Raw genomic sequence first — 18,505 nt, 5'->3', positions numbered from 1 at the left:
CTTTGCATAAACGCCATCGGCCTGACGCAAATCAGGGCAATAAGCCGGTGAACGCGAGGGAGGGTCTCATGGAGAACGTACGTCGCTACCGGGCGCTGGCGTCCCTCTGCCGTCAGCAGGCGGCCTACCGGCCGCTCCAGAACTGGGAACTCCTCGGCCAGGCCGAACATTTCGAACATCTTGCCGAAATCGAGCTCAAGGCGCACTTCGACGCGTGCAATGTGCATCGCGACAAGGACGCCGCCGCGCCCACGACATGGGAAGCTCCCGTCGCGGCGTGACGGCGCCAAGCCGGCTCATCAATGCGACATCAGCGTCGGGACCGTCATGGCTTCCAGCATGGCGCGGGTGACGCCCCCGAGAAAGCGTTCCTGCAACCGCGAATGGCCGTAGCCGCCCATCACCAGAAGATCGAGACTCTCGTCGGCCGCCAGCGACAGGATCGTCGGCTGAATGTCGGCGCGCGTGGCGGTCAGGCTGACTGTGCGGGTCGATAATCCGCGCCGGCCCAGATGTCTGGCCAGACCGCTCGCTGAGGCTTCGCCGGAGACCGCCTCGGTCTCGTTCACCGTGATGATCACGATCTCGGCGGCGCGCGCCAGGAACGTCGTTGCGTCGCGCACGGCGCGGGCAGCGAGGCGGCTACCATCCCAGCAGATGCCGATCCGGTTCGCCTTGAAGGCTCCGAGGAAAGTGTAGGGCAGGAACAGCACCGGGCCGCCCGCGCGGAACAGGATCTCGCTCGGCATGTCGTTGTCGAACGAGCCTTGCGCCGGATCGGGCTGGAGCACGACGCTGAGGTCGTGCAGCCGTGCCATCTCGCCGAGCGAGCCGGCGGCATCTGCCGGGATCGCGCCGAGTGCGTGGCAGGTATAGGCGATGCCGGCGTTCGCCGCCTCGCTCTTGAATACCGCGAGCGCCGCCTCGGCCCGCTCCACGGCGCGCTCGCGCTCCAGCTCGAACACGGCCGCCACCGCCGCGCCGCCTTCCATGACGTAAGCCGTACTGGTGGCGACATAGCCGACCGCGACCGCGTCGAGATGCGCGTTGAGCTTCGCCGCGAGCGAGACCGAGCCCTCGATCGCGGGACGCATGGGACGTTCGGTGGGAATGTGGACGAGAATGTCTTTGTACATGGCGCGCCTCCGCTGAGCATCATCCGATGGTCGCAGTTTTTCACTGCGCGAAGGCGGCGCGTTGAGCTGTATCAAACGTCCGGATTGCCTGCTGCGCCCGCTCATCCATTCTTTGCCGAGATTTAATCGGGCGGACGGGACGCCGTAAGGTGGCAGCGACCATGTTGCGGGCAAGGCGACACCTGCTCAACATGGACATTTCGACATGAACGATCGCGTCAATTCCGACATCACCACGTCTCGCAAGATCTTGCGGCCGCGGCGGCTCGCGCTGCTCGGCACCGTGGCCGCGCTGGGCGTGGCCGCCCTGGCAGTTGCGCCAGGCGCCTCGCCGTACGGCATCAACTCCTTGATTGCGCCGGCTCAGGCGGCCGAAGCCGCCGCGACGCCGCCCGGCTTCGGCGATCTCGTTAGCAGGGTCAAACCCGCTGTGATCTCGGTGCGGGTCAAAATCGATCAGGACAACGACAAGAGCGCGATGCTGCAGCAGAACCGGATGGATTCGGACGAGGACACGCCGTTCGACCAGTTCTCGCGACAGTTCGGTTTCCGCTTTCCGGGCGGCGCGAACGGCATGCCGCGCCAGCGCCACCAGATGATCACGGGCGAAGGCTCCGGCTTTTTCATCTCCGCCGACGGCTACGCCGTGACCAACAATCACGTCGTCGATCGCGCCGAGTCCGTGCAGGTGACGATGGACGACGGCACGACCTACACCGCGAAAGTGGTCGGCACCGATCCGAAGACCGATCTCGCGCTGATCAAGGTCGACGGCAAGAAGGACTTTCCGTTCGTCAGGTTCTCCGACCAGAAGCCGCGCATTGGCGACTGGGTGGTCGCGGTCGGCAATCCCTTCGGTCTTGGCGGCACCGTGACCGCCGGCATCGTCTCGGCCAGCGGCCGCGACATCGGCAACGGTCCCTATGACGACTTCATCCAGATCGACGCGCCGATCAACAAGGGTAATTCCGGCGGCCCGGCCTTCGACATGAACGGCAACGTGATCGGCGTGAACACTGCGATCTTCTCGCCCTCGGGCGGCTCGGTCGGCATCGGCTTCGATATCCCGGCTTCGACCGCCAAGCTCGTCGTCGCGCAATTGAAGGACAAGGGCGCGGTCACCCGGGGCTGGCTCGGCGTGCAGGTGCAGCCGGTGACGTCGGATATCGCCGACAGCCTCGGGCTCAAGGAGGCGCGCGGCGCGATCGTCGACAATCCGCAGGATGGCAGCCCGGCGGCGAAGGCCGGCATCCAGGCGGGCGATGTCATCACCGCCGTCAACGGCACCACGATCAAGGACTCTCGCGACCTCGCCCGCACCATCGCCGGCTTGACGCCGGGCACGTCCGTGAAGCTCGATGTCTTCCGCAAGGGCGACAGCAAGACGGTGACGCTGGCGCTCGGCGAGTTGCCGAACGAGCGGCAGGCCAAGGGCAATGGCAGTGGCAATGCCGACGAGGGCAGCGGACAGCCGGGTGCCGGCACGCCGCGCCTCGGCCTCAGCCTGGCGCCCGCCGGTGACGTCCAGGGCGCAGGCCAGAACGGCGTCGTCGTCACCGAGGTTGATCCGCAAGGCCCGGCCGCGCAACGCGGCATCCGGACCGGCGACGTCATCCTCAATGTCGGCGGCAAGGCTGTCAGCAATGTCGGCGAGGTGCGCTCCGAGCTGGCGCAGGCCAAATCGTCGGGCAAGCGCAGCGTGCTGCTTCAGGTCAGAAGCGCGGAGGCCACCCGCTTCGTTGCGGTGCCACTCGCATAACGTCAACTCGACCCTTACCAATCCAGGAAGGCGGCCTTCGGGCCGCCTTTTGCACACACGTCACGTCCGCACCAGGCCGGTCACATTCTCGTTAACGGCAGGGATGATGACCTGGTGCGTCCGAAAAAGCCGTGTTCGCTGATCACACTCGCAGGGCGCCTCGGTGCTCTGCGCCAACGTCGCCGCTGAGAGGGGTTGCAAGCGTGGAACTTCGAGCCTCCCGGCGCTTTGTGGAACTCGCCGGTGGTTCACAAGTGATCGGTGCCGACATGGATCGATTGAAGCTCTCGCTCAGGAGTGCGCTGCTCGTGGCGCCATTGGTGCTCTCGGGGGGAAACGCGCTCGGGCGCGACGACGGCCGCTACGCGAATTCTCCTCTGAAGCCATGGTTCGACAGTTTGCGCAGCCATCTCGGTCCGTGCTGCTCGGACGCGGACGGTTTCGCCCTTGCCGATCTCGACTGGGAGTCGCACAACGGGCGCTACCGTGTCCGCATCGACGGACAGTGGATCGATGTGCCGGATGAGGCCGTCATCACCGAGCCCAACCGGGCCGGCCGCACGATGGTGTGGCCGGTCAAGACTGCGTTCGGGATTTCGATCCGCTGCTTCATGCCGGGGAGCATGATCTGAGGCGGGTCAGCGCGACCGCTTGGATTTGCGCTTCGATGATTTCTTGTTCGACGATTTCTTGGACGACGTCCCGGACGTTTTCTTGGATGCTTTCTTGGACGTCTTCTTGGCGCTCTTGCGCTTCGAAGCCTTCTTCGGGACCTTCTTGCCCTTCTTGCGTGCCTTCGACAGTCCGATCGCGATGGCCTGCTTGCGGTTCTTGACGCGGCCGCCGCGCCCGCCACGGCCGCTCTTCGCGGTGCCCTTCTTGTAACGCCGCATCTCGGTGGCGACATCGCTTCCCGAGCTGCGTGAGTAGCGGCGCTTTTTTGCCTTGCGTGCCATGCATATTCTCCCTCGGCGGGGAGAACCATTCTGCACAGCCATGGTTCCGGGAGCGTGGAACGGCGCAGGCCTAAAGCGCGATGCGATGCTCTAGAAGGAGTTTGCCAGCTCGATCTCCGCTTCCAGCACCTGGATGCGCCGGGCGGCCTCGGTGAAGGACAGATCCCGCGCATATTGGCCGGGCTGATAGGCCTCTTCGCTGAGCCGCTTCAGCTTGAGGCCCTGCGCCCGCGTCATCTGCTCGCCCAGGAAAAATCTGGCGTCGTATTTACCTTGAACCTGCATCTGGCGTCTCCGTCCTGAAATCGTGACTTGACTATATGTTCTTATTTTGTTCTAACAAGGCATGGACAACAGAATTAATGAAATTCGACGTAAAATCAGAGCCTTGAGGCTTGAGATGGCCGACGTCGAGGCGTCGGTGCGCGACCTCGTCGAGCGCGATCACGACTGCACGGAAAGGGCCCTGGCGCAGATGGACCTGCGCCGGAAGATCAATCTCTTGATCGCCGAATGGAAGGCTGCCGGCGGCAGCGACGTACTGCCGAACGTCCGCGACCGGGTGCGGCTTCGTGCCGTGAAGACAGGCGGCAACTCCGCGCGCGCAGCCGAGCGCCGCTGAGATCCTTGGCGCCGGGTACTGAAGGCCGAGTGCCGAACCCGCCGAGTGCCGAACCCAAAGATAGAAGACAAAGGGCTCCGCAATGCGGAGCCCTTCATGATTCCTGGGAGCGCCTATTTGGTGTTGGTCAGGCCGCCCGTGTTGGTCATGGTGCCGCCCTGATCGGAGCCGGGACCGGCGCCGCCTTGGCCGGAAGGATCAGCGCCCTTGGAGGACTTGGTGTTGGCGCCGGTGGTCTGTGCCGACGACATCGAGGATTCATGCTTGGCCTTGTGCGATTTGGCCTGGGCGGCAAACGGCGCGGCGGCAAGGCCGGTTGCCAATATTACGGCGAGAGCGAGCTTGGTCGTCTTCATGCGGGGGAACTCCCTGAGTTAAATTGACGCAGGCAGCAAAACCGCGCGTCGCGGCAGGAGTTCCCGGCGAAGTATCTTCCGTGCGTCACGCACGCTTCAAGTTTGCTTGTCCTCGGCCAGGATGAACACGGCGCCGGTGAGCGTCGCGCCGATCGCAAAGGTCGTCACCAAGGTGAGAGCGAAGACCATCGCGGCCTGGCTTCCGCCATTGTTCAGCAGGTTGGCGACGGCTGGATTGGACAGGACGAGCGTGAGGCTGAAAATGAGGCCGAGCGCTGCGCCCATCATTGCATGCGTCATCAGCTTGATAAGGCCGCTGGCAGAGATCAGCTCAGACGACTTCTTGGTGCGCATGGGACGGCATCCCGAACTGCCACGCCAACGCGCATGTGATCGCCGGGTTCCGTTCCGCTGAAGGAATTGTTACCGCCCGTTTCATCCGGCGTTCATGCCGGGCTTGCCAAGATGGGCGCCAGCAAAACGGGAACATCGATATGGGTAAGGTCGTCTTTCTTTACCGCTCGCTGGCCTATCGCAACGCGGCCGCGGACATCCTGCGCAAGGCGCGCAAGCTTCCGCTTGGCGCGGAGCGGAGCGCGGCCCGCCGCTACGCGAGGGCGCTGCGCGATCTCGCCCGAACGGAAGCCTGGCTCGAAGGGCGCGTCGCGCGCGAACCGCGCACGGCGCAGCGCATGAGCAGCGCAGCGTCAGGTTAACCGGATGCGCGTTGCAATTCGGCAGCGCCGGCGGTGTCGAACTTGCTTGGTGCAGCCGCCGCGGTCTTGCGTGTCAACGGCACCTCAAGACGGCACAGCAGGCCCTCGGCGCGCCAATCGAACTGCGCCTGTCCGCCAAGCTGGGACTCGATGCTCGCAAGCAGGCTTCGCGTGCCGAAGCCGCGCGATTTCGGGGTCTTGACCAGGGGACCGCCGGATTCCTCCCAGCTCAGCGTGAGCAGCTCCTCGTCGACCTGCCAATCGATCGCGAGCCGCCCCGCTCGCGTGGATAGCGCGCCGTACTTTGCCGAGTTGGTGAAGAGCTCGTGCAGTGCGAGCGCCAGCGTCTGGGCCGTCGCCGGCAGCAACTGAACTTCGGGCCCTGCCAATTTGATCTGGTCGCCCAGCGAGTAGGGCGCAAGCTCCTCGTCGATCAGCCTGGAGAGCTCGGCGCCTTGCCAGCTCGACAGCGACAGGATGGTGTGCACGCGCGCCAGCGCATTGATGCGCCCCTCGACGGCGTTGACATAGGCCTTGACCTCGTCGGCCCGGGTGAGGCGCACGATCGACTGCGCCAGCGCCAGCGCGTTCTTCGCGCGATGATCGACTTCCCGCGCCAGCAGGTTCTGCCGCTCCTCGGCGCGCTTGCGCTCGGTGATGTCGACGGTCACGCCGCTGACGCGCACCACGCGCCCGCTCTCGTCCGTGGTTGCGGCCGCCGTGCCGACGCACCAGCGCACCTCGCCGTCGGGCCGGATGATGCGGAACTCCGTCTCATAGGCGCGTGTGCCCTTGTTGAACTCGGCGATCGCCTTGCGCAACTGGTCGACGTCGTCGGGGTGCAGCAGGGCCTGAACGTTGGCCGGATTGATCTCGAAATTGTCGGGGCTGACGCCGAAGATATTGTATTGCCCCTCGTCCCACATCCAATCGCCGCTGATCCAGTCCCAGTCCCAGGACCCCATCTTGCCTGCCGCGATCGCCATGCTGCGCCGCTGCTCGCTCTCGCGCAGCTTCGCGGTGGAAGCCTCCAGTTCCGCGGTGCGGGCGCGGACGCGATCCTCGAGCTCGTGGTTCAGCCGTTCGAGCTCGCGCGTCTTGCGGTAGAGCTCGGCAAACACCTTGATCTTGGCGCGCAGTACCTCCGGCACGACCGGAACCGGCACGTAATCGACCGCGCCCATCTCGTAGCCGCGCAGCCGGTCGATGTCGCTGACCTGGATCGCCGAGATGAAGATCATGGCGGTCTTCTGGAAACGCGGATGCTCGCGGATCATCGCGGCGAGCTCGAAGCCGTCGAGCTCGGGCATGCAGACGTCGACCAGGATCACCGCGATCTCGGTCTTGAGCAGCACCTCCAACGCCTCGCGGCCCGAGGAGGCGATGACGAGGTTCTCGCCGAGATCCTTCAGGATCACCTCATAGGCGAGCAGCTTGGCCGGCTGGTCGTCGACGAGCAGGATGTTGACCTTTTCCTGGTCCATACGCATGTCCAACTCAGCGATGCAGCCACATGCGGATTGCAAGCAGCAATTGGTCGGTGTTGACCGGTTTGGCGAGGTAGTCGGACGCGCCGGCTTCGAGGCATTTCTCCCGGTCGCCCTTCATCGCCTTGGCGGTCAACGCGATGATCGGCAGACGGGCGAAGGCCGGGTTCTCGCGGATCACGCCGATGGTCTGGTAGCCATCCATCTGCGGCATCATGATGTCCATCAGCACGATCGCGATCTCCGGATTGGATTCGACCAAGGTCACCGCCTCGCTGCCGGTCGTGGCCGTCAGCACCTTCATGCCGCGTCGTTCCAGCACGCTCGAGAGCGCGAAGATATTGCGGGCATCGTCGTCGACGAGCAGGGCGGTCTTGCCGATCAGGTCCTCGTCGGAACTGTTCAGCTTCTCCAGCATGCGCTGCTTCTCGAGCGGCAACTCCGTGATCACGCGGTGCAGGAACAACGCGGTCTCGTCGAGCAGGCGCTCGGGCGATTCCACGCCCTTGACCACGATGCTGCGTGCCATGGTGTGGAGTTCCGCATCCTCCTCGGCCGAGAGCTCGCGGCCGGTGAACACCACGACGGGGATGTTCGACAGCGCCTCGTCGTTGCGGATCTGATCGAGCACCTCGAAGCCGCTCATGTCGGGCAGCCTGAGGTCGAGCACCACGCAATCGCAGGGTTGCTCGCGCAACGTCGTGAGCGCGCCTGCCCCGGTATCCGTGGCCAGGATCTCGATGTCGTCGTGGTGCAGCAGCTCGCGGATCGAGAGCCGCTCGGCCTCGTTGTCCTCGACGATCAAGAGCCGCTTGCGCCGCGGCCGCGCATATTCCTTGATCTGCGTCAGCGCGGCCGAGACGCCCTCGGTCGTCGTCGGCTTGTTGACGAAGGAGAAGGCGCCGCGCGCCAGCGCATGCTGGCGGTCCTCGTCGAGCGTGATGATCTGGACCGGGATGTGGCGGGTGAGCGGATTGTGCTTGAGCTGGCTCAGCACGGTCCAGCCGAGCATGTCGGGCAGGAACACGTCGAGCGAGACGGCCGTCGGCTGGTATTGCTTGGCGAGCTCGAGGGCCTCGGCGCCGCGCGCGGCGACCAGGACCTTGAAGCCCTTGTCGCGGGCCAGATCGACCAGCACGCGGGCATAATGCGGGTCGTCCTCGACGATCAGGAGAATGGTGTCGCCGGGCTCGAGGTTGAGGCGGTCGTCGGGCAGCTGCTCGATAACGCGCTGCTGGTCAGGCGCGGCAGGCTGCAGCGCCGGCGGCTGGCCGTATTGCTGTGACGCCGGCGCCCGCGGCGCGAGGGTCGGGCCGGAATATTTCAAGGGCAGATAGAGCGTGAAGGTCGAGCCCTTGCCCGGCGCGCTGCGCAGGTGGATCTCGCCGCCGAGCAGGCTGGCAAGCTCGCGGCTGATCGCAAGGCCGAGGCCGGTGCCGCCATATTTGCGGCTGGTGCCGGCATCGGCCTGCTGGAACGCCTCGAAGATCAGCTTCTGCTTCTCCAGGGGAATGCCGATGCCGGTGTCGGACACTTCGAAGGCGATCACGGCCGGCGCCGAGTTCAGCACCGGATGATCCGACCCCCAGCCGCCGATTGCGCCGGCGACTTTCAGGCGCACTTCGCCGTCGGCGGTGAACTTGAAGGCGTTGGAGAGCAGATTCTTCAGAACCTGTTGCAGCCGCTTGGAGTCGGTCACGATGCTGCGCGGCAGGTTCGGATCGACGTCGATCTTGAACGACAGGTTGCGGTTGTCCGCCTCGTGCCGGAACGGCCGGCCGACGGTCTCGAGCAGGTTCGCCGTCAGGATTTCCTCGGCGTCGACCGTCACGGTGCCGGACTCGATCTTGGAGAGATCGAGAATGTCGCTGATGAGGTTGAGCAGGTCGGTGCCGGCACCATGGATGGTGCGGGCGAACTCGACCTGCTTGGCCGAGAGGTTGCCATCGGGATTGTCGCTAAGCTGCTGTCCGAGGATCAGGATCGAGTTCAGCGGCGTACGCAGCTCGTGGCTCATATTGGCGAGGAATTCGGACTTGTACTTCGACGTCAGCGCGAGCTCGGTCGCCTTCTCCTCGAGCGCGCGGCGGGCCTGCTCGATTTCCTGGTTCTTGCGTTCGACCTCGACGTTGCGCTCGGCGAGCTGCTGCGCCTTCTGCTCGAGCTGGTCGTTGGTCTGCTGCAATTCGCGCTGCTGGGTCTGCAGCTCGCCGGCGAGCTGCTGCGACTGCTTGAGCAGGCCTTCGGTCTGCATCGTGGCCTCGATCGAATTGAGCACGATGCCGATGGAGTCGGTGAGCTGCTCCAGGAACGTCATCTGCGAGGTCGTGAAGGAGACCAGCGAGGCGAGCTCGATCACGGCCTTGACCTGGCCTTCGAACAGCACCGGAAGCACGACGAGGTTCTTCGGGGCGACGCGGAACAGCGCCGAGTTGATCGGCACCACGTCCGAGGGAATGTCGGAGACGACGCGCGGCCGCTTGTCGAAGGCGCATTGGCCGATCAGGCCTTCGCCGAACTGCAGCACCGGCTGATAGGGGTAGACGCCGTCGCTGGCGTAGGAGGCGAGCAGCAGGAGCTGGGGATCGTTCTCGTTCTCGACCTGGTAGATCACGCCCGTATGGGCGTTCACCAGCGGCGACAATTCGGTGAGCAGCAATCGGCCGACCGTGGTGAGATCGCGCTGTCCCTGGAGCATGTTGGTGAACTTGGCGAGGTTGGTCTTGAGCCAGTCCTGCTCGGTATTCACGTCCGTCGTGAGACGGAGGTTGGTGATCATCGTGTTGATGTTGTCCTTCAGCTCCGCCACTTCGCCGCGGGCGTCGACCTGGATTGACCGCGTCAGGTCGCCCTTGGTCACCGCAGTTGCGACTTCCGCGATCGCGCGCACCTGCGAGGTCAGGTTGGCCGCGAGCAGGTTGACGTTGCCGGTGAGATCCTTCCAGGTGCCGGCAGCGCCGGGCACGTTGGCCTGGCCGCCGAGCCGGCCTTCGACGCCGACCTCGCGCGCCACCGACGTCACCTGATCGGCAAAGGTCGCGAGCGTCTCGGTCATGTTGTTGATGGTGTCGGCGAGCGCCGCGACCTCGCCCTTCGACTTCACCGTGAGGTTCTGCTTCAGATCGCCGTTGGCGACTGCGGTCACCACCTTGACGATGCCGCGCACCTGCTCGGTCAGGTTCGCCGCCATGAAGTTGACGGTGTCGGTGAGATCCTTCCAGGTGCCGGCGACGCCGGGCACTTGCGCCTGGCCGCCCAGCTTTCCTTCCGTGCCCACCTCGCGCGCGACGCGCGTCACTTCGCCGGCGAAGGCGTTGAGCTGGTCCACCATGGTGTTGATGGTGTTCTTCAGCTCCAGGATTTCGCCCTTCACGTCGACGGTGATCTTGCGCGAGAGGTCGCCGCGCGCGACCGCCGTGGTGACTTCGGCGATGTTGCGGACCTGGGTGGTGAGGTTCGCAGCCAAGAGGTTGACGTTGTCCGTGAGATCCTTCCAGGTGCCGCCGACGCCGGGCACCACGGCCTGACCGCCGAGCCGGCCCTCGGTGCCGACCTCGCGCGCCACGCGCGTGACTTCGGCGGCGAAGGAGCGGAGCTGCTCGACCATGGTGTTCAGCGTGTCCTTCAGGAGAAGGATCTCGCCGCGTACGTCCACCGTGATCTTCTTCGACAGGTCGCCGCCGGCGATGGCGGTTGCGACCTCGGCGATGTTGCGGACCTGCGCCGTCAGGTTGGAGGCCATGAAGTTGACGTTGTCGGTGAGGTCCTTCCAGGTGCCGGCGACGCCGGGCACCTCGGCCTGGCCGCCGAGCTTGCCTTCGGTGCCGACCTCGCGCGCCACGCGCGTCACTTCGCCGGCAAAGCCGTTGAGCTGGTCCACCATGGTGTTGATGGTGTTCTTCAGCTCGAGGATTTCGCCCTTCACGTCGACGGTGATCTTGCGCGAGAGGTCGCCGCGCGCCACCGCGGTCGTCACCTCGGCGATGTTGCGGACCTGGGCGGTGAGGTTACCCGCCATCGAGTTGACGCTGTCGGTGAGATCCTTCCAGGTGCCGGCGACGCCGGGCACGTTGGCCTGACCGCCGAGGCGGCCTTCGGTGCCGACCTCGCGCGCCACGCGCGTCACCTCGCCCGCGAAGCGGTTGAGCTGGTCGACCATGGTGTTCAGCGTGTCCTTGAGCTGAAGGATCTCGCCGCGCACGTCCACGGTGATCTTGCGCGACAGGTCGCCGCCGGCGATGGCGGTGGCAACTTCCGCGATGTTGCGGACCTGCGCCGTGAGGTTGCCCGCCATCGAGTTCACGGAGTCGGTCAGGTCCTTCCAGGTGCCGGCGACGCCGGGCACGTCGGCCTGGCCGCCGAGCTTGCCGTCGGTGCCGACCTCGCGCGCCACGCGCGTGACTTCGCCGGCGAAGGCGTTGAGCTGGTCGACCATGGTGTTGAGCGTTTCCTTCAGCTGAAGGATTTCGCCCGAGACGTTCACCGTGATCTTCTTGGACAAGTCGCCCTTCGCCACCGCGGTTGCGACCTCGGCGATGTTGCGGACCTGGCCCGTGAGGTTCGAGGCCATCGAGTTGACGCTGTCGGTGAGGTCCTTCCACGTGCCGCCGACGCCGCGCACCACCGCCTGACCGCCGAGCTTGCCTTCGGTGCCGACCTCGCGCGCCACGCGCGTGACTTCGCCGGCGAAGGCGTTGAGCTGGTCCACCATCGTGTTGATGGTGTCCTTCAGCTCGAGGATCTCGCCGCGCACGTCCACGGTGATCTTCTTCGAGAGATCGCCGCCGGCGACCGCGGTGGTCACCTCGGCGATGTTGCGGACCTGCGCGGTCAGGTTCGAGGCCATCGAGTTGACGCTCTCGGTGAGGTCCTTCCAGGTGCCGGCGACGCCGAGCACGTTGGCCTGGCCGCCGAGCCGGCCCTCGGTGCCGACCTCGCGGGCGACGCGCGTGACTTCGCCGGCGAAGGCGTTGAGCTGGTCGACCATGGTGTTGAGCGTTTCCTTCAGCTGAAGGATCTCGCCCGAGACGTTCACCGTGATCTTCTTCGACAAGTCGCCGCTCGCGATGGCGGTCGCGACGTCGGCGATGTTGCGGACCTGCGCGGTCAGGTTGGAGGCCATGAAGTTGACGTTGTCGGTGAGGTCTTTCCAGGTGCCGGCCACGCCGGGCACCTGGGCCTGACCGCCGAGCTTGCCCTCGGTGCCAACCTCGCGCGCGACGCGCGTGACCTCCGAGGCGAACGAGTTGAGCTGGTCCACCATGGTGTTGATGGTGTCCTTCAGCTCCAGGATCTCGCCGCGCACGTCCACGGTGATCTTGCGCGAGAGGTCGCCGCGCGCCACGGCGGTGGTGACGTTGGCGATGTTGCGGACCTGTGCGGTCAGGTTGCCGCACATCGCGTTGACGGAGTCGGTCAGGTCCTTCCAGGTGCCGGCGACGCCGGGCACGATGGCCTGGCCGCCGAGCTTGCCGTCGGTGCCGACCTCGCGCGCCACGCGCGTCACTTCGGAGGCGAAGGAGCGCAGCTGGTCCACCATCGTATTGATGGCTTCCTTGAGCTGGAGGATCTCGCCGCGGACGTCGACCGTGATCTTCTTGGAGAGGTCGCCGTTGGCGACCGCGATCGTCACCTCGGCGATGTTGCGAACCTGGTTGGTCAGGTTGTTCGCCATCGAGTTGACGCTCTCGGTGAGGTCCTTCCAGACGCCGGTCACCTCCGGCACCTGGGCCTGGCCGCCGAGCTTGCCTTCGGTGCCGACCTCGCGCGCCACGCGCGTCACCTCCGAGGTGAACACGCCGAGCTGCTTGATCATGGTGTTGACGATCGTCGCCGACTGCAAGAACTCGCCGCGGAGCGGACGGCCGTCGACGTCGAGCTTGACGGTCTGCAGCAGGTCGCCCTGGGCGACAGCGGCAACCGCGCGTGTCACCTCGCGCGTCGGCCACAACAAGTCGTCGATCAGCGTGTTGACCGAACCTTCCATGTCGGCCCAGGAGCCCGACGCAAGGCCGAATTTCACGCGCTGGCGGGTCTTGCCTTCGCGTCCCACCACCTGGCCCACCAGCTCGAGCTGCTGTGCCATGCGCTGGTTCGCGGCGATAATTTCGTTAAAAGTGTCGGCGATCTTGCCGTCGATACCGAGATAGTCGCCGCTCATGCGCACCGAAAAGTCACCGCTGCGCATCGCTTGGAGGGCGAGCAGCAGTTCCGCTCGGGAATCTGACTCGGACGTACCGTTGATTTTTGGCTTTGGGACGCGACGACCGGAGCGTGATGCAGTTCCGGAATCGAGGTCGCTCATACTGTTTCCCCCGCAGGCGTCGGCCGAATCTGAGGCAAGACGCGTTCGACGAAATAAGAGCGTCAGCCAAATTCGAAATCAAGCGCCAACGTACGGCGCAAGGAAATGGAACCCGCTTTGCTCAGCCCGACCGAGTTAACAACGGACCGACCGGTTTGTTCCATACCCCTCGAAAGGAAAAAGGCCGCAGGGGCGGGTCGTCAACGCCTCCGACGTCCGCAGCCCTGCTTCGGAACGGAGCGCCGAGCCTGACGGTTAGCCAGTGCAGACAGGGAGAACGGACATGAAGGCAGCAATTTTCGCCATCGCCATCACGGCGCTTGCCGCGGGGTCGGCTCTGGCGCAGGGCGGTGCGCCAAGCGGGCGCGGCTCCGTGACGGGCGACCCCGCCGCAAGCTCCGCCAACCCGCAGGCGGACACGCCGACCACCGGAGCGGCCACCCGCTCGAATCCAAGCGGAAGCGGCACGTCCTCGTCCGGCGGCAAGGACGACAACGGCGATGCGGGTCGCGACAAGATGCCGGAGAGCGACCGCACCGTGCGGCCGCAGAGCCAGCAACATCCGAACGCCAAGTAGAGTTATTTGTCCGCCATGGTGCGCTCGGCGTCCCTGACCTGCGCGCGCAGCAGCGGAAGCTGTTCGCGCGCGAACGCTGCGAGCGCTGCATTGTCGGGCGCCGTCAGATAGCGTTCGAGCAGGCTGATGATCGATTCATACTCGGGAATCTGCGCGGCATAGAAACTTCTGACGTAGGCCGGACCATCCGACATTTCGGGCTCGACGAGGCTCGCGCTCGAGGATGTCGCCCTGCCAACATGCAATTCCGCGCCGATGGCCTCCTGGACCTCTTTCAGCCTCTTGTCGCGCTTAGCCGCTTCCTCGGCGCGCAGGGCGGCGAGGTTCTTGACCTCGGCGTTGCCCTTGAGGTCGGTGTTCTCGAGCAGCCCCTGTTGAAACCGGCTGAAATTGTAGGCACCGCTGATCACCTCGATCGCGGAGGGCGCCCGTGCGCCGGGCTTTCGTTCGTCAAGGCTGTCGGCAAGCGCCGAGGCGCTGATCAATGCCAGAATGATTGCGGCGACAACTCGCATCGATCTTCAATGACGAACCGCATGCGAAAGTTCCCCGACCATTACGATCCGGTAAGCGGGTTGCGGCGCAAGAGTTCCGTCCCCACGTCCTCTAGATGAAACAGTCTGACGTCTTCAGAGACAACGCCGACAATTGTCTTCAGCTTGCCGAGCGCGCTGACGGACAGCCCGCCCATAAGCGCTATTCGCGCATGGCCGACGCCTGGACGGCACTCGCCAACGAGCAGGATTGGCTCGACGGCGAAATTTCGCCCGTTCCCGTCCATGCAGCTCCAAAGCGGAACGGGTGAGCTCGTCTTCAAAAATCTGCATGTGAGACCGCTCACGGAAGGCGCACAACTGATTTGGGATCATCCGGGAACGTCGATCGCGGAGATTTCCAATTGCAGAAGGAGGTTTGGCGATGGCTCCACGTCTGGCTCTTCTCTCCCTCATTCTCGCCTTTGACGTCTCCGTCGCGTTCGCGACGGTGACGACGGTGCGACAGGTGCATCTCGAGAGCGCATCTGCCGTCCATGCTGTGCGCAGCTGATTGCGGCAGCGGAACATTCGACGCCGCAATGCGTAAGCGCTCCGACACATCAGCAGAAGCGAGAGCGCATCATGGCCCATTCCGACCAAGGCATCGTCAAGGACAAGCGTGGGGAGGTGCAGCCCCGCGACAAGGAACGTGCGCAATCCGTGCACAAGGCGGATCCGAAAGGCTCCCCCTCGCGTGAAGCGACGCGCGATCCCAAGCTGAACGACAACATCAAGACGCCGGGGTCCGGCGCCATGCCGGACGGCTCGAGCGACGCCACGGGCTAGCTCTCACCAGGAACGAATTTCCGTGGGAAGTGTCGACGGATTGCTTCCGGCAGTCATGCCCCCGGTGCGCCGGAAGCAATCTCCAAGGACGGCCCTGGCACCCACCGTGCCGGGGTCGTTTGCTTTTGGTGGGGGCTTTCCGTGCGTCATTCGGCGCCGCTCTCCGGATCCCCCTGAGTATGTCCTTCAGGCCCGCGGCCGAATACGCCGAAGCTGCTTGACTTCACGCCGGCAGCGGCATCGACGCCCACAGCGGCCAGTCCGAACTTCAGGAGTTCGCGGACTGCTGCCGCCCGCGTCGGCATGCGGTGCTTGAACCGGAAATCGTCAATGGCGGCCAACTCTTCCGGCGAGAGCATGACCTGAAGGCGCTCGGCGCGAAGGTCGTTCATGGCGATCACGCAAATTGAGTAGGTTGAGTAGCTTACTCAACGAACCAACTTGATGAGAGTTCCGCGAAAGCCGACGAAGTCCGCAAGTGAGTAGGAAATCAAATGAAATCAATAATTTATTGAAACGCATGCCGCCGTAAGGCATTGTTCCCGGAAGGGAGAGAAACCATGACGGACGAAGTCAGGTTACCTCGCAAGCTTTCCGAAGAACCCGCAGCGCCCGAGCCGGTGCGGCCAAGCCAGCAGAAGATCATTGATGAGGTCGAGCGCTGGGCCAACAGCCCGGGCCTTCAGCCGCCGCAATCGCAGCCTTCGACGGGAGCGAAAGCGAGCTAGGGCATGATCCGGAAAAGTGTGAAGCGGTTTTCCGCAAAGATCATGCGTAAACAACAATCTAAAGCGCGATGACGTCCAAATCTCATCGCGCTTTAAGGCTTTGCGAAGCGAGAGCCCGTTGCCGACGGCGAATGGCCTGATCGGCGCGATTTGTGGGAGACACTGCGAAGCTTGCGCCTGAGCCACCAGGCCGACACGGACACGATGGCCCAGACCGTCATCGCGGCGAAAAAAGCGAGCGCGACGCTTGCCCCGACGATCAAATGGAAGATAGCGGCGAACGCGGCGAGGCCGATGCTACCGAGCGCGGCGCCGGCAGCATCGAGCGCCGCGGCCTTCTGTCCGCGACGCCGCCCGCTCAGGCCGGCCTTCTCCTTGGCGTGACGCTCGTGGCTTTCGATCAGCGTCGCGCTGGCGCAGAAGATGGCCGGAAGAGCAAGAAAGAGCCCGCCGACGGACGGGCCGAACTTCGAGCCGATAACGCCCGCGAGCACCGTCGCACCGCCGCCGAGCACGAAGCGAATGGCGTATTCGTACCACCGCGTCTGTTTCAGCGCCGATGTCGATAGCTTCACCAGCATCAGGCGGCACCTCCCAGACCGGCGAGCAGGCCGAAGGCGACAACGAGCCATGCGGCAAAGGCGAGGATCGTGGCTGGAAGCGCGCCGAAACGGAACCTCATCAGGAGGTGGCAGACGACGACGCTGTAGCAGGCGAGCGCGACGGCGCCATAGATCATCGTCCAGCTCTGGGCCGCAGCATATTGCGGGCCGTGCTGGACCACTGCGATGGCGAGGGTGGCAAGCGCCACCGACGGTGCGGCGCCGAGCAGCCCGGCAAAGCTCTTCGGCCGCAGCATGTCACCGAGGATCGCGAAGACGGATACGATCAGGCCGCCGGCGACGAAGCGCACGAGATATTCAGTCATGGCTGTCCCCCCGAGCCCTTGCGCTGCCGCTGCCGTGACTTCGCCATCGTGAACGGCCGGAACAGGCGCTCGACAACGATGCCCAGCATGAAACCTGCCACTACATCGCTGACCCAGTGCGCGAGCAGCGCGACACGCGTCAGGGACAGCGCTACCGCAAAGGAGCGCGCCAGGTTGCGCGGGGCCGGCGGCAACAGGCCCGCGGCCGAGGCAAGGGCGCCCATATGCACGGCGTGACCTGAGGGAAATGCATCGCGCGCGCGTCCCGAAAAGGGAACACCGCGCCCATGGCCGCTCACCGTCAGCCGGTCGGGCCTCGTCTGATCGAACACGGATTTCAAGACATGTGGTAACACGGCCGTCGCCAGCGACACGATCAGGACGTGATCGGCAACGGGGCGCTGCTGCGGGTGCCGGAAGCGGGTGTAGAGCCATCCTGCTGCCGCGAGCGCAACCAGGACATGCTCGTCGGCGGCCCACGTCATGGCCTGGGCGGCATGCTCGAGCCCCGATTTGGTATTGTGCGCGATCTCGTTGGCGATCGCCGTATCGATCCGGGTGGGTTTGACTGTTACAAGGGCCATCGGTCCGTCGGCGACTGTTCCTCCATGACAGTTTTGTAAAGCCTGGAAACAAAGAAGGTTCCTGGCTCAACCGGCAGGCACCGCCCAGCGGCAGCGCGATGACGTTCTCATCGCGCGTCAGGAAGGACGCCGGAGGGCCGGCGTCCTTTCAGCAATGCGTTACTTGCTGGATTGGCCGACGCTCGGCGCCCTGCCGAGGTTCTTGGCCATCTCGAGGTGGTGCTTCAACGCCGGGAGCGTCTTGCCGGCCCAATCCTTGAGCTCGGCATTGTCGCCGCCCTTGGCGTAGCGCTCGAACAGCGACACGGCATCTTCATGCGCGCTGACCTGATAGGAATTGTAGTCCGAGCTGAAATCCTTGCCGCTCGCATTCTTGAGCTTGTCGATCTTGCTCTGATGCGAGCTGTCGAGCGCCGTCGGCAGCTTGGCCTGCACCTTGCCATTGCCGACCAGTCCCTTGAGCTCGTTGCTCGTCTTGGTGTGATCGGTGATCATCTGCTGCGCGAAGGCTTTCTCTTCCGCGTTGCCCTTCTGCTGGGCGAGCTTGCTCGATTCGATCTCAAACATGTCGCTGATCGCGACCTGCGTCACGAAGTCCGCGGTCGCAGGCGCAACGCCGAGCGCCGAATTCACGCCGGTCTTTTCGCCCAGCGACTGGGCGAGGGCAGGGCCTGCGAGAATCATGCAGGCAAGAGCGATGATTGTGCGTTTCATGGTCAAATCCTTCCGAAAAGGTCGCGTGGCCGCTTGCCGGCGACGTGCGGCGACCAACACGCCGCCGGGGCCGAGGTTCCTAACGGCTAATCCGCGCGATTCCGTCCGGTGCGCGGATTGATGGGATCTGTCGGCTTGCGTCGAAGCCGTTCGGGCAGGAACGGTTCGGCCGCCGTGGCGGTCGCGTCAGCCCGTACGTCCGCGTGGTGCTGCGCCTGCTCGTGGGAGGTGGGGTTGTCACTGATCCGGCGCTTGACGTCGAGACCGTCGACCGGATCGTTGACGCCGTGCCGGATGTCGCGGAAATCACTCATGG

The 18,505-nt window shown here is 64.8% G+C and carries 24 protein-coding genes; 10 read left to right on the top strand and 14 right to left on the bottom strand.

The window, feature by feature from the left end; translation table 11 throughout:
• The first annotated feature begins 68 nt into the window (after positions 1-68).
• On the top strand, positions 69-281 hold the full coding sequence (locus GA0061099_RS03115) for a hypothetical protein (protein ID WP_036003891.1): 213 nt from the start codon (positions 69-71) through the stop codon (positions 279-281).
• Between the two features lie 18 nt (positions 282-299).
• On the opposite strand, the gene GA0061099_RS03110 is transcribed toward GA0061099_RS03115, so the two are convergent.
• Entirely contained in the window at positions 300-1,136 is an 837-nt protein-coding gene (locus tag GA0061099_RS03110) for a universal stress protein (RefSeq protein ID WP_036029999.1), read from the bottom strand.
• Between the two features lie 205 nt (positions 1,137-1,341).
• Here GA0061099_RS03110 and GA0061099_RS03105 point away from each other — a divergent pair, with 205 nt between their 5' ends.
• Positions 1,342-2,895 carry a Do family serine endopeptidase gene (locus tag GA0061099_RS03105; RefSeq protein WP_074447529.1) on the top strand — a complete coding sequence of 518 codons (1,554 nt, stop codon included), beginning with the start codon at positions 1,342-1,344 and terminating at the stop codon, positions 2,893-2,895.
• A 269-nt stretch (positions 2,896-3,164) separates the two neighbouring features.
• Positions 3,165-3,527 (top strand): hypothetical protein, encoded by a 363-nt coding sequence (locus GA0061099_RS03100; protein WP_036003965.1) that lies wholly within the window; start codon positions 3,165-3,167, stop codon positions 3,525-3,527.
• A 6-nt stretch (positions 3,528-3,533) separates the two neighbouring features.
• Here GA0061099_RS03100 and GA0061099_RS03095 read toward each other — a convergent pair whose 3' ends face one another.
• Positions 3,534-3,851 (bottom strand): DUF6496 domain-containing protein, encoded by a 318-nt coding sequence (locus tag GA0061099_RS03095; protein WP_036003905.1) that lies wholly within the window; start codon positions 3,849-3,851, stop codon positions 3,534-3,536.
• A gap of 90 nt (positions 3,852-3,941) precedes the next feature.
• On the bottom strand, positions 3,942-4,136 hold the full coding sequence (locus GA0061099_RS03090) for a DUF3072 domain-containing protein (RefSeq protein WP_036003909.1): 195 nt from the start codon (positions 4,134-4,136) through the stop codon (positions 3,942-3,944).
• A 115-nt stretch (positions 4,137-4,251) separates the two neighbouring features.
• Between GA0061099_RS03090 and GA0061099_RS03085 the strand changes: the two genes are divergently transcribed.
• Positions 4,252-4,473: a hypothetical protein gene (locus GA0061099_RS03085; protein WP_036003912.1), complete on the top strand. Its 222-nt coding sequence runs from the start codon at positions 4,252-4,254 to the stop codon at positions 4,471-4,473.
• Positions 4,474-4,586: 113 nt separating this feature from the next.
• Here GA0061099_RS03085 and GA0061099_RS03080 read toward each other — a convergent pair whose 3' ends face one another.
• The gene (locus GA0061099_RS03080) at positions 4,587-4,829 is read right to left on the bottom strand and encodes a hypothetical protein (protein WP_036029989.1); all 243 of its coding nucleotides are present in this window, start codon (positions 4,827-4,829) and stop codon (positions 4,587-4,589) included.
• A 96-nt stretch (positions 4,830-4,925) separates the two neighbouring features.
• A complete protein-coding gene (locus GA0061099_RS03075; RefSeq protein ID WP_036029986.1) occupies positions 4,926-5,183 on the bottom strand; it encodes a hypothetical protein in 258 nt (85 codons plus the stop codon).
• A gap of 140 nt (positions 5,184-5,323) precedes the next feature.
• On the opposite strand from GA0061099_RS03075, the gene GA0061099_RS03070 reads away from it, so the two are divergent.
• Entirely contained in the window at positions 5,324-5,545 is a 222-nt protein-coding gene (locus GA0061099_RS03070) for a hypothetical protein (protein WP_036029983.1), read from the top strand.
• Here the strand turns inward: GA0061099_RS03070 and GA0061099_RS03065 are convergent.
• Complete coding sequence (locus GA0061099_RS03065; protein WP_036003924.1) at positions 5,542-7,029, bottom strand: HWE histidine kinase domain-containing protein; 1,488 nt, start codon at positions 7,027-7,029, stop codon at positions 5,542-5,544. The two genes, GA0061099_RS03070 and GA0061099_RS03065, sit on opposite strands and share 4 nt — an antisense overlap.
• Before the next feature lie 13 nt (positions 7,030-7,042).
• The gene (locus tag GA0061099_RS03060; RefSeq protein WP_074447528.1) at positions 7,043-13,336 is read right to left on the bottom strand and encodes a HAMP domain-containing protein; all 6,294 of its coding nucleotides are present in this window, start codon (positions 13,334-13,336) and stop codon (positions 7,043-7,045) included.
• A gap of 283 nt (positions 13,337-13,619) precedes the next feature.
• Between GA0061099_RS03060 and GA0061099_RS41025 the strand changes: the two genes are divergently transcribed.
• The gene (locus GA0061099_RS41025; protein ID WP_036030987.1) at positions 13,620-13,913 is read left to right on the top strand and encodes a hypothetical protein; all 294 of its coding nucleotides are present in this window, start codon (positions 13,620-13,622) and stop codon (positions 13,911-13,913) included.
• Positions 13,914-13,915: 2 nt separating this feature from the next.
• On the opposite strand, the gene GA0061099_RS03050 is transcribed toward GA0061099_RS41025, so the two are convergent.
• Positions 13,916-14,428, bottom strand: a complete 513-nt coding sequence (locus GA0061099_RS03050) for a DUF4142 domain-containing protein (RefSeq protein WP_036030990.1) — start codon at positions 14,426-14,428, stop codon at positions 13,916-13,918.
• Positions 14,429-14,523: 95 nt separating this feature from the next.
• Here GA0061099_RS03050 and GA0061099_RS03045 point away from each other — a divergent pair, with 95 nt between their 5' ends.
• From GA0061099_RS03045 to GA0061099_RS03040, 3 genes are all read left to right on the top strand, one after another.
• Positions 14,524-14,718: a hypothetical protein gene (locus GA0061099_RS03045; RefSeq protein ID WP_074447527.1), complete on the top strand. Its 195-nt coding sequence runs from the start codon at positions 14,524-14,526 to the stop codon at positions 14,716-14,718.
• Between the two features lie 113 nt (positions 14,719-14,831).
• A complete protein-coding gene (locus tag GA0061099_RS42710; protein WP_276325026.1) occupies positions 14,832-14,960 on the top strand; it encodes a hypothetical protein in 129 nt (42 codons plus the stop codon).
• A gap of 71 nt (positions 14,961-15,031) precedes the next feature.
• A complete protein-coding gene (locus GA0061099_RS03040) occupies positions 15,032-15,235 on the top strand; it encodes a hypothetical protein (RefSeq protein WP_036003938.1) in 204 nt (67 codons plus the stop codon).
• 146 nt (positions 15,236-15,381) lie between these two features.
• Here GA0061099_RS03040 and GA0061099_RS03035 read toward each other — a convergent pair whose 3' ends face one another.
• The gene (locus tag GA0061099_RS03035; protein ID WP_036003940.1) at positions 15,382-15,627 is read right to left on the bottom strand and encodes a hypothetical protein; all 246 of its coding nucleotides are present in this window, start codon (positions 15,625-15,627) and stop codon (positions 15,382-15,384) included.
• A gap of 168 nt (positions 15,628-15,795) precedes the next feature.
• Here GA0061099_RS03035 and GA0061099_RS41020 point away from each other — a divergent pair, with 168 nt between their 5' ends.
• Positions 15,796-15,963, top strand: a complete 168-nt coding sequence (locus GA0061099_RS41020) for a hypothetical protein (protein WP_167361644.1) — start codon at positions 15,796-15,798, stop codon at positions 15,961-15,963.
• Positions 15,964-16,055: 92 nt separating this feature from the next.
• Here GA0061099_RS41020 and GA0061099_RS03030 read toward each other — a convergent pair whose 3' ends face one another.
• From GA0061099_RS03030 to GA0061099_RS03010, 5 genes are all read right to left on the bottom strand, one after another.
• Positions 16,056-16,544, bottom strand: coding sequence for a DUF3147 family protein (locus GA0061099_RS03030; protein WP_036030995.1), 489 nt, complete (start codon positions 16,542-16,544; stop codon positions 16,056-16,058).
• Complete coding sequence (locus GA0061099_RS03025; RefSeq protein WP_036030998.1) at positions 16,544-16,891, bottom strand: DUF3147 family protein; 348 nt, start codon at positions 16,889-16,891, stop codon at positions 16,544-16,546. Before GA0061099_RS03025 ends, GA0061099_RS03030 begins: the two co-directional genes overlap by 1 nt.
• Positions 16,888-17,475, bottom strand: coding sequence for a phosphatase PAP2 family protein (locus GA0061099_RS03020; protein WP_036031002.1), 588 nt, complete (start codon positions 17,473-17,475; stop codon positions 16,888-16,890). Before GA0061099_RS03020 ends, GA0061099_RS03025 begins: the two co-directional genes overlap by 4 nt.
• Positions 17,476-17,634: 159 nt before the next feature.
• Complete coding sequence (locus GA0061099_RS03015) at positions 17,635-18,189, bottom strand: DUF4142 domain-containing protein (RefSeq protein WP_036003951.1); 555 nt, start codon at positions 18,187-18,189, stop codon at positions 17,635-17,637.
• Between the two features lie 86 nt (positions 18,190-18,275).
• Positions 18,276-18,503 (bottom strand): hypothetical protein, encoded by a 228-nt coding sequence (locus GA0061099_RS03010; protein WP_036003954.1) that lies wholly within the window; start codon positions 18,501-18,503, stop codon positions 18,276-18,278.
• Between the last annotated feature and the right edge of the window lie 2 nt (positions 18,504-18,505).

It is taken from the genome of Bradyrhizobium yuanmingense (assembly GCF_900094575.1).
In the GTDB taxonomy this organism is placed as follows: Bacteria; Pseudomonadota; Alphaproteobacteria; order Rhizobiales; family Xanthobacteraceae; genus Bradyrhizobium; species Bradyrhizobium yuanmingense.
The sequence above is the reverse complement of the archived record's forward strand: the minus strand, read 5'-3'. Positions and strand labels throughout refer to the sequence as shown.

What these genes read in the sequence shown, in the direction of transcription:
- GA0061099_RS03115 (WP_036003891.1), top strand. Translation starts at nt 69, where the DNA reads ATGGAGAACGTACGTCGCTACCGGGCGCTGGCGTCCCTCTGCCGTCAG.
- GA0061099_RS41025 (WP_036030987.1), top strand. Translation starts at nt 13,620, where the DNA reads ATGAAGGCAGCAATTTTCGCCATCGCCATCACGGCGCTTGCCGCGGGG.
- GA0061099_RS03060 (WP_074447528.1), bottom strand. Translation starts at nt 13,336, where the DNA reads ATGAGCGACCTCGATTCCGGAACTGCATCACGCTCCGGTCGTCGCGTC.
- GA0061099_RS03065 (WP_036003924.1), bottom strand. Translation starts at nt 7,029, where the DNA reads ATGGACCAGGAAAAGGTCAACATCCTGCTCGTCGACGACCAGCCGGCC.
- GA0061099_RS42710 (WP_276325026.1), top strand. Translation starts at nt 14,832, where the DNA reads ATGGCTCCACGTCTGGCTCTTCTCTCCCTCATTCTCGCCTTTGACGTC.
- GA0061099_RS03105 (WP_074447529.1), top strand. Translation starts at nt 1,342, where the DNA reads ATGAACGATCGCGTCAATTCCGACATCACCACGTCTCGCAAGATCTTG.
- GA0061099_RS03010 (WP_036003954.1), bottom strand. Translation starts at nt 18,503, where the DNA reads ATGAGTGATTTCCGCGACATCCGGCACGGCGTCAACGATCCGGTCGAC.
- GA0061099_RS03015 (WP_036003951.1), bottom strand. Translation starts at nt 18,189, where the DNA reads ATGAAACGCACAATCATCGCTCTTGCCTGCATGATTCTCGCAGGCCCT.
- GA0061099_RS03075 (WP_036029986.1), bottom strand. Translation starts at nt 5,183, where the DNA reads ATGCGCACCAAGAAGTCGTCTGAGCTGATCTCTGCCAGCGGCCTTATC.
- GA0061099_RS03090 (WP_036003909.1), bottom strand. Translation starts at nt 4,136, where the DNA reads ATGCAGGTTCAAGGTAAATACGACGCCAGATTTTTCCTGGGCGAGCAG.
- GA0061099_RS03035 (WP_036003940.1), bottom strand. Translation starts at nt 15,627, where the DNA reads ATGAACGACCTTCGCGCCGAGCGCCTTCAGGTCATGCTCTCGCCGGAA.
- GA0061099_RS03085 (WP_036003912.1), top strand. Translation starts at nt 4,252, where the DNA reads ATGGCCGACGTCGAGGCGTCGGTGCGCGACCTCGTCGAGCGCGATCAC.
- GA0061099_RS03040 (WP_036003938.1), top strand. Translation starts at nt 15,032, where the DNA reads ATGGCCCATTCCGACCAAGGCATCGTCAAGGACAAGCGTGGGGAGGTG.
- GA0061099_RS03100 (WP_036003965.1), top strand. Translation starts at nt 3,165, where the DNA reads ATGGATCGATTGAAGCTCTCGCTCAGGAGTGCGCTGCTCGTGGCGCCA.
- GA0061099_RS03110 (WP_036029999.1), bottom strand. Translation starts at nt 1,136, where the DNA reads ATGTACAAAGACATTCTCGTCCACATTCCCACCGAACGTCCCATGCGT.
- GA0061099_RS03025 (WP_036030998.1), bottom strand. Translation starts at nt 16,891, where the DNA reads ATGACTGAATATCTCGTGCGCTTCGTCGCCGGCGGCCTGATCGTATCC.
- GA0061099_RS03020 (WP_036031002.1), bottom strand. Translation starts at nt 17,475, where the DNA reads ATGGCCCTTGTAACAGTCAAACCCACCCGGATCGATACGGCGATCGCC.
- GA0061099_RS03050 (WP_036030990.1), bottom strand. Translation starts at nt 14,428, where the DNA reads ATGCGAGTTGTCGCCGCAATCATTCTGGCATTGATCAGCGCCTCGGCG.
- GA0061099_RS03070 (WP_036029983.1), top strand. Translation starts at nt 5,324, where the DNA reads ATGGGTAAGGTCGTCTTTCTTTACCGCTCGCTGGCCTATCGCAACGCG.
- GA0061099_RS41020 (WP_167361644.1), top strand. Translation starts at nt 15,796, where the DNA reads ATGACGGACGAAGTCAGGTTACCTCGCAAGCTTTCCGAAGAACCCGCA.
- GA0061099_RS03045 (WP_074447527.1), top strand. Translation starts at nt 14,524, where the DNA reads ATGAAACAGTCTGACGTCTTCAGAGACAACGCCGACAATTGTCTTCAG.
- GA0061099_RS03030 (WP_036030995.1), bottom strand. Translation starts at nt 16,544, where the DNA reads ATGCTGGTGAAGCTATCGACATCGGCGCTGAAACAGACGCGGTGGTAC.
- GA0061099_RS03080 (WP_036029989.1), bottom strand. Translation starts at nt 4,829, where the DNA reads ATGAAGACGACCAAGCTCGCTCTCGCCGTAATATTGGCAACCGGCCTT.
- GA0061099_RS03095 (WP_036003905.1), bottom strand. Translation starts at nt 3,851, where the DNA reads ATGGCACGCAAGGCAAAAAAGCGCCGCTACTCACGCAGCTCGGGAAGC.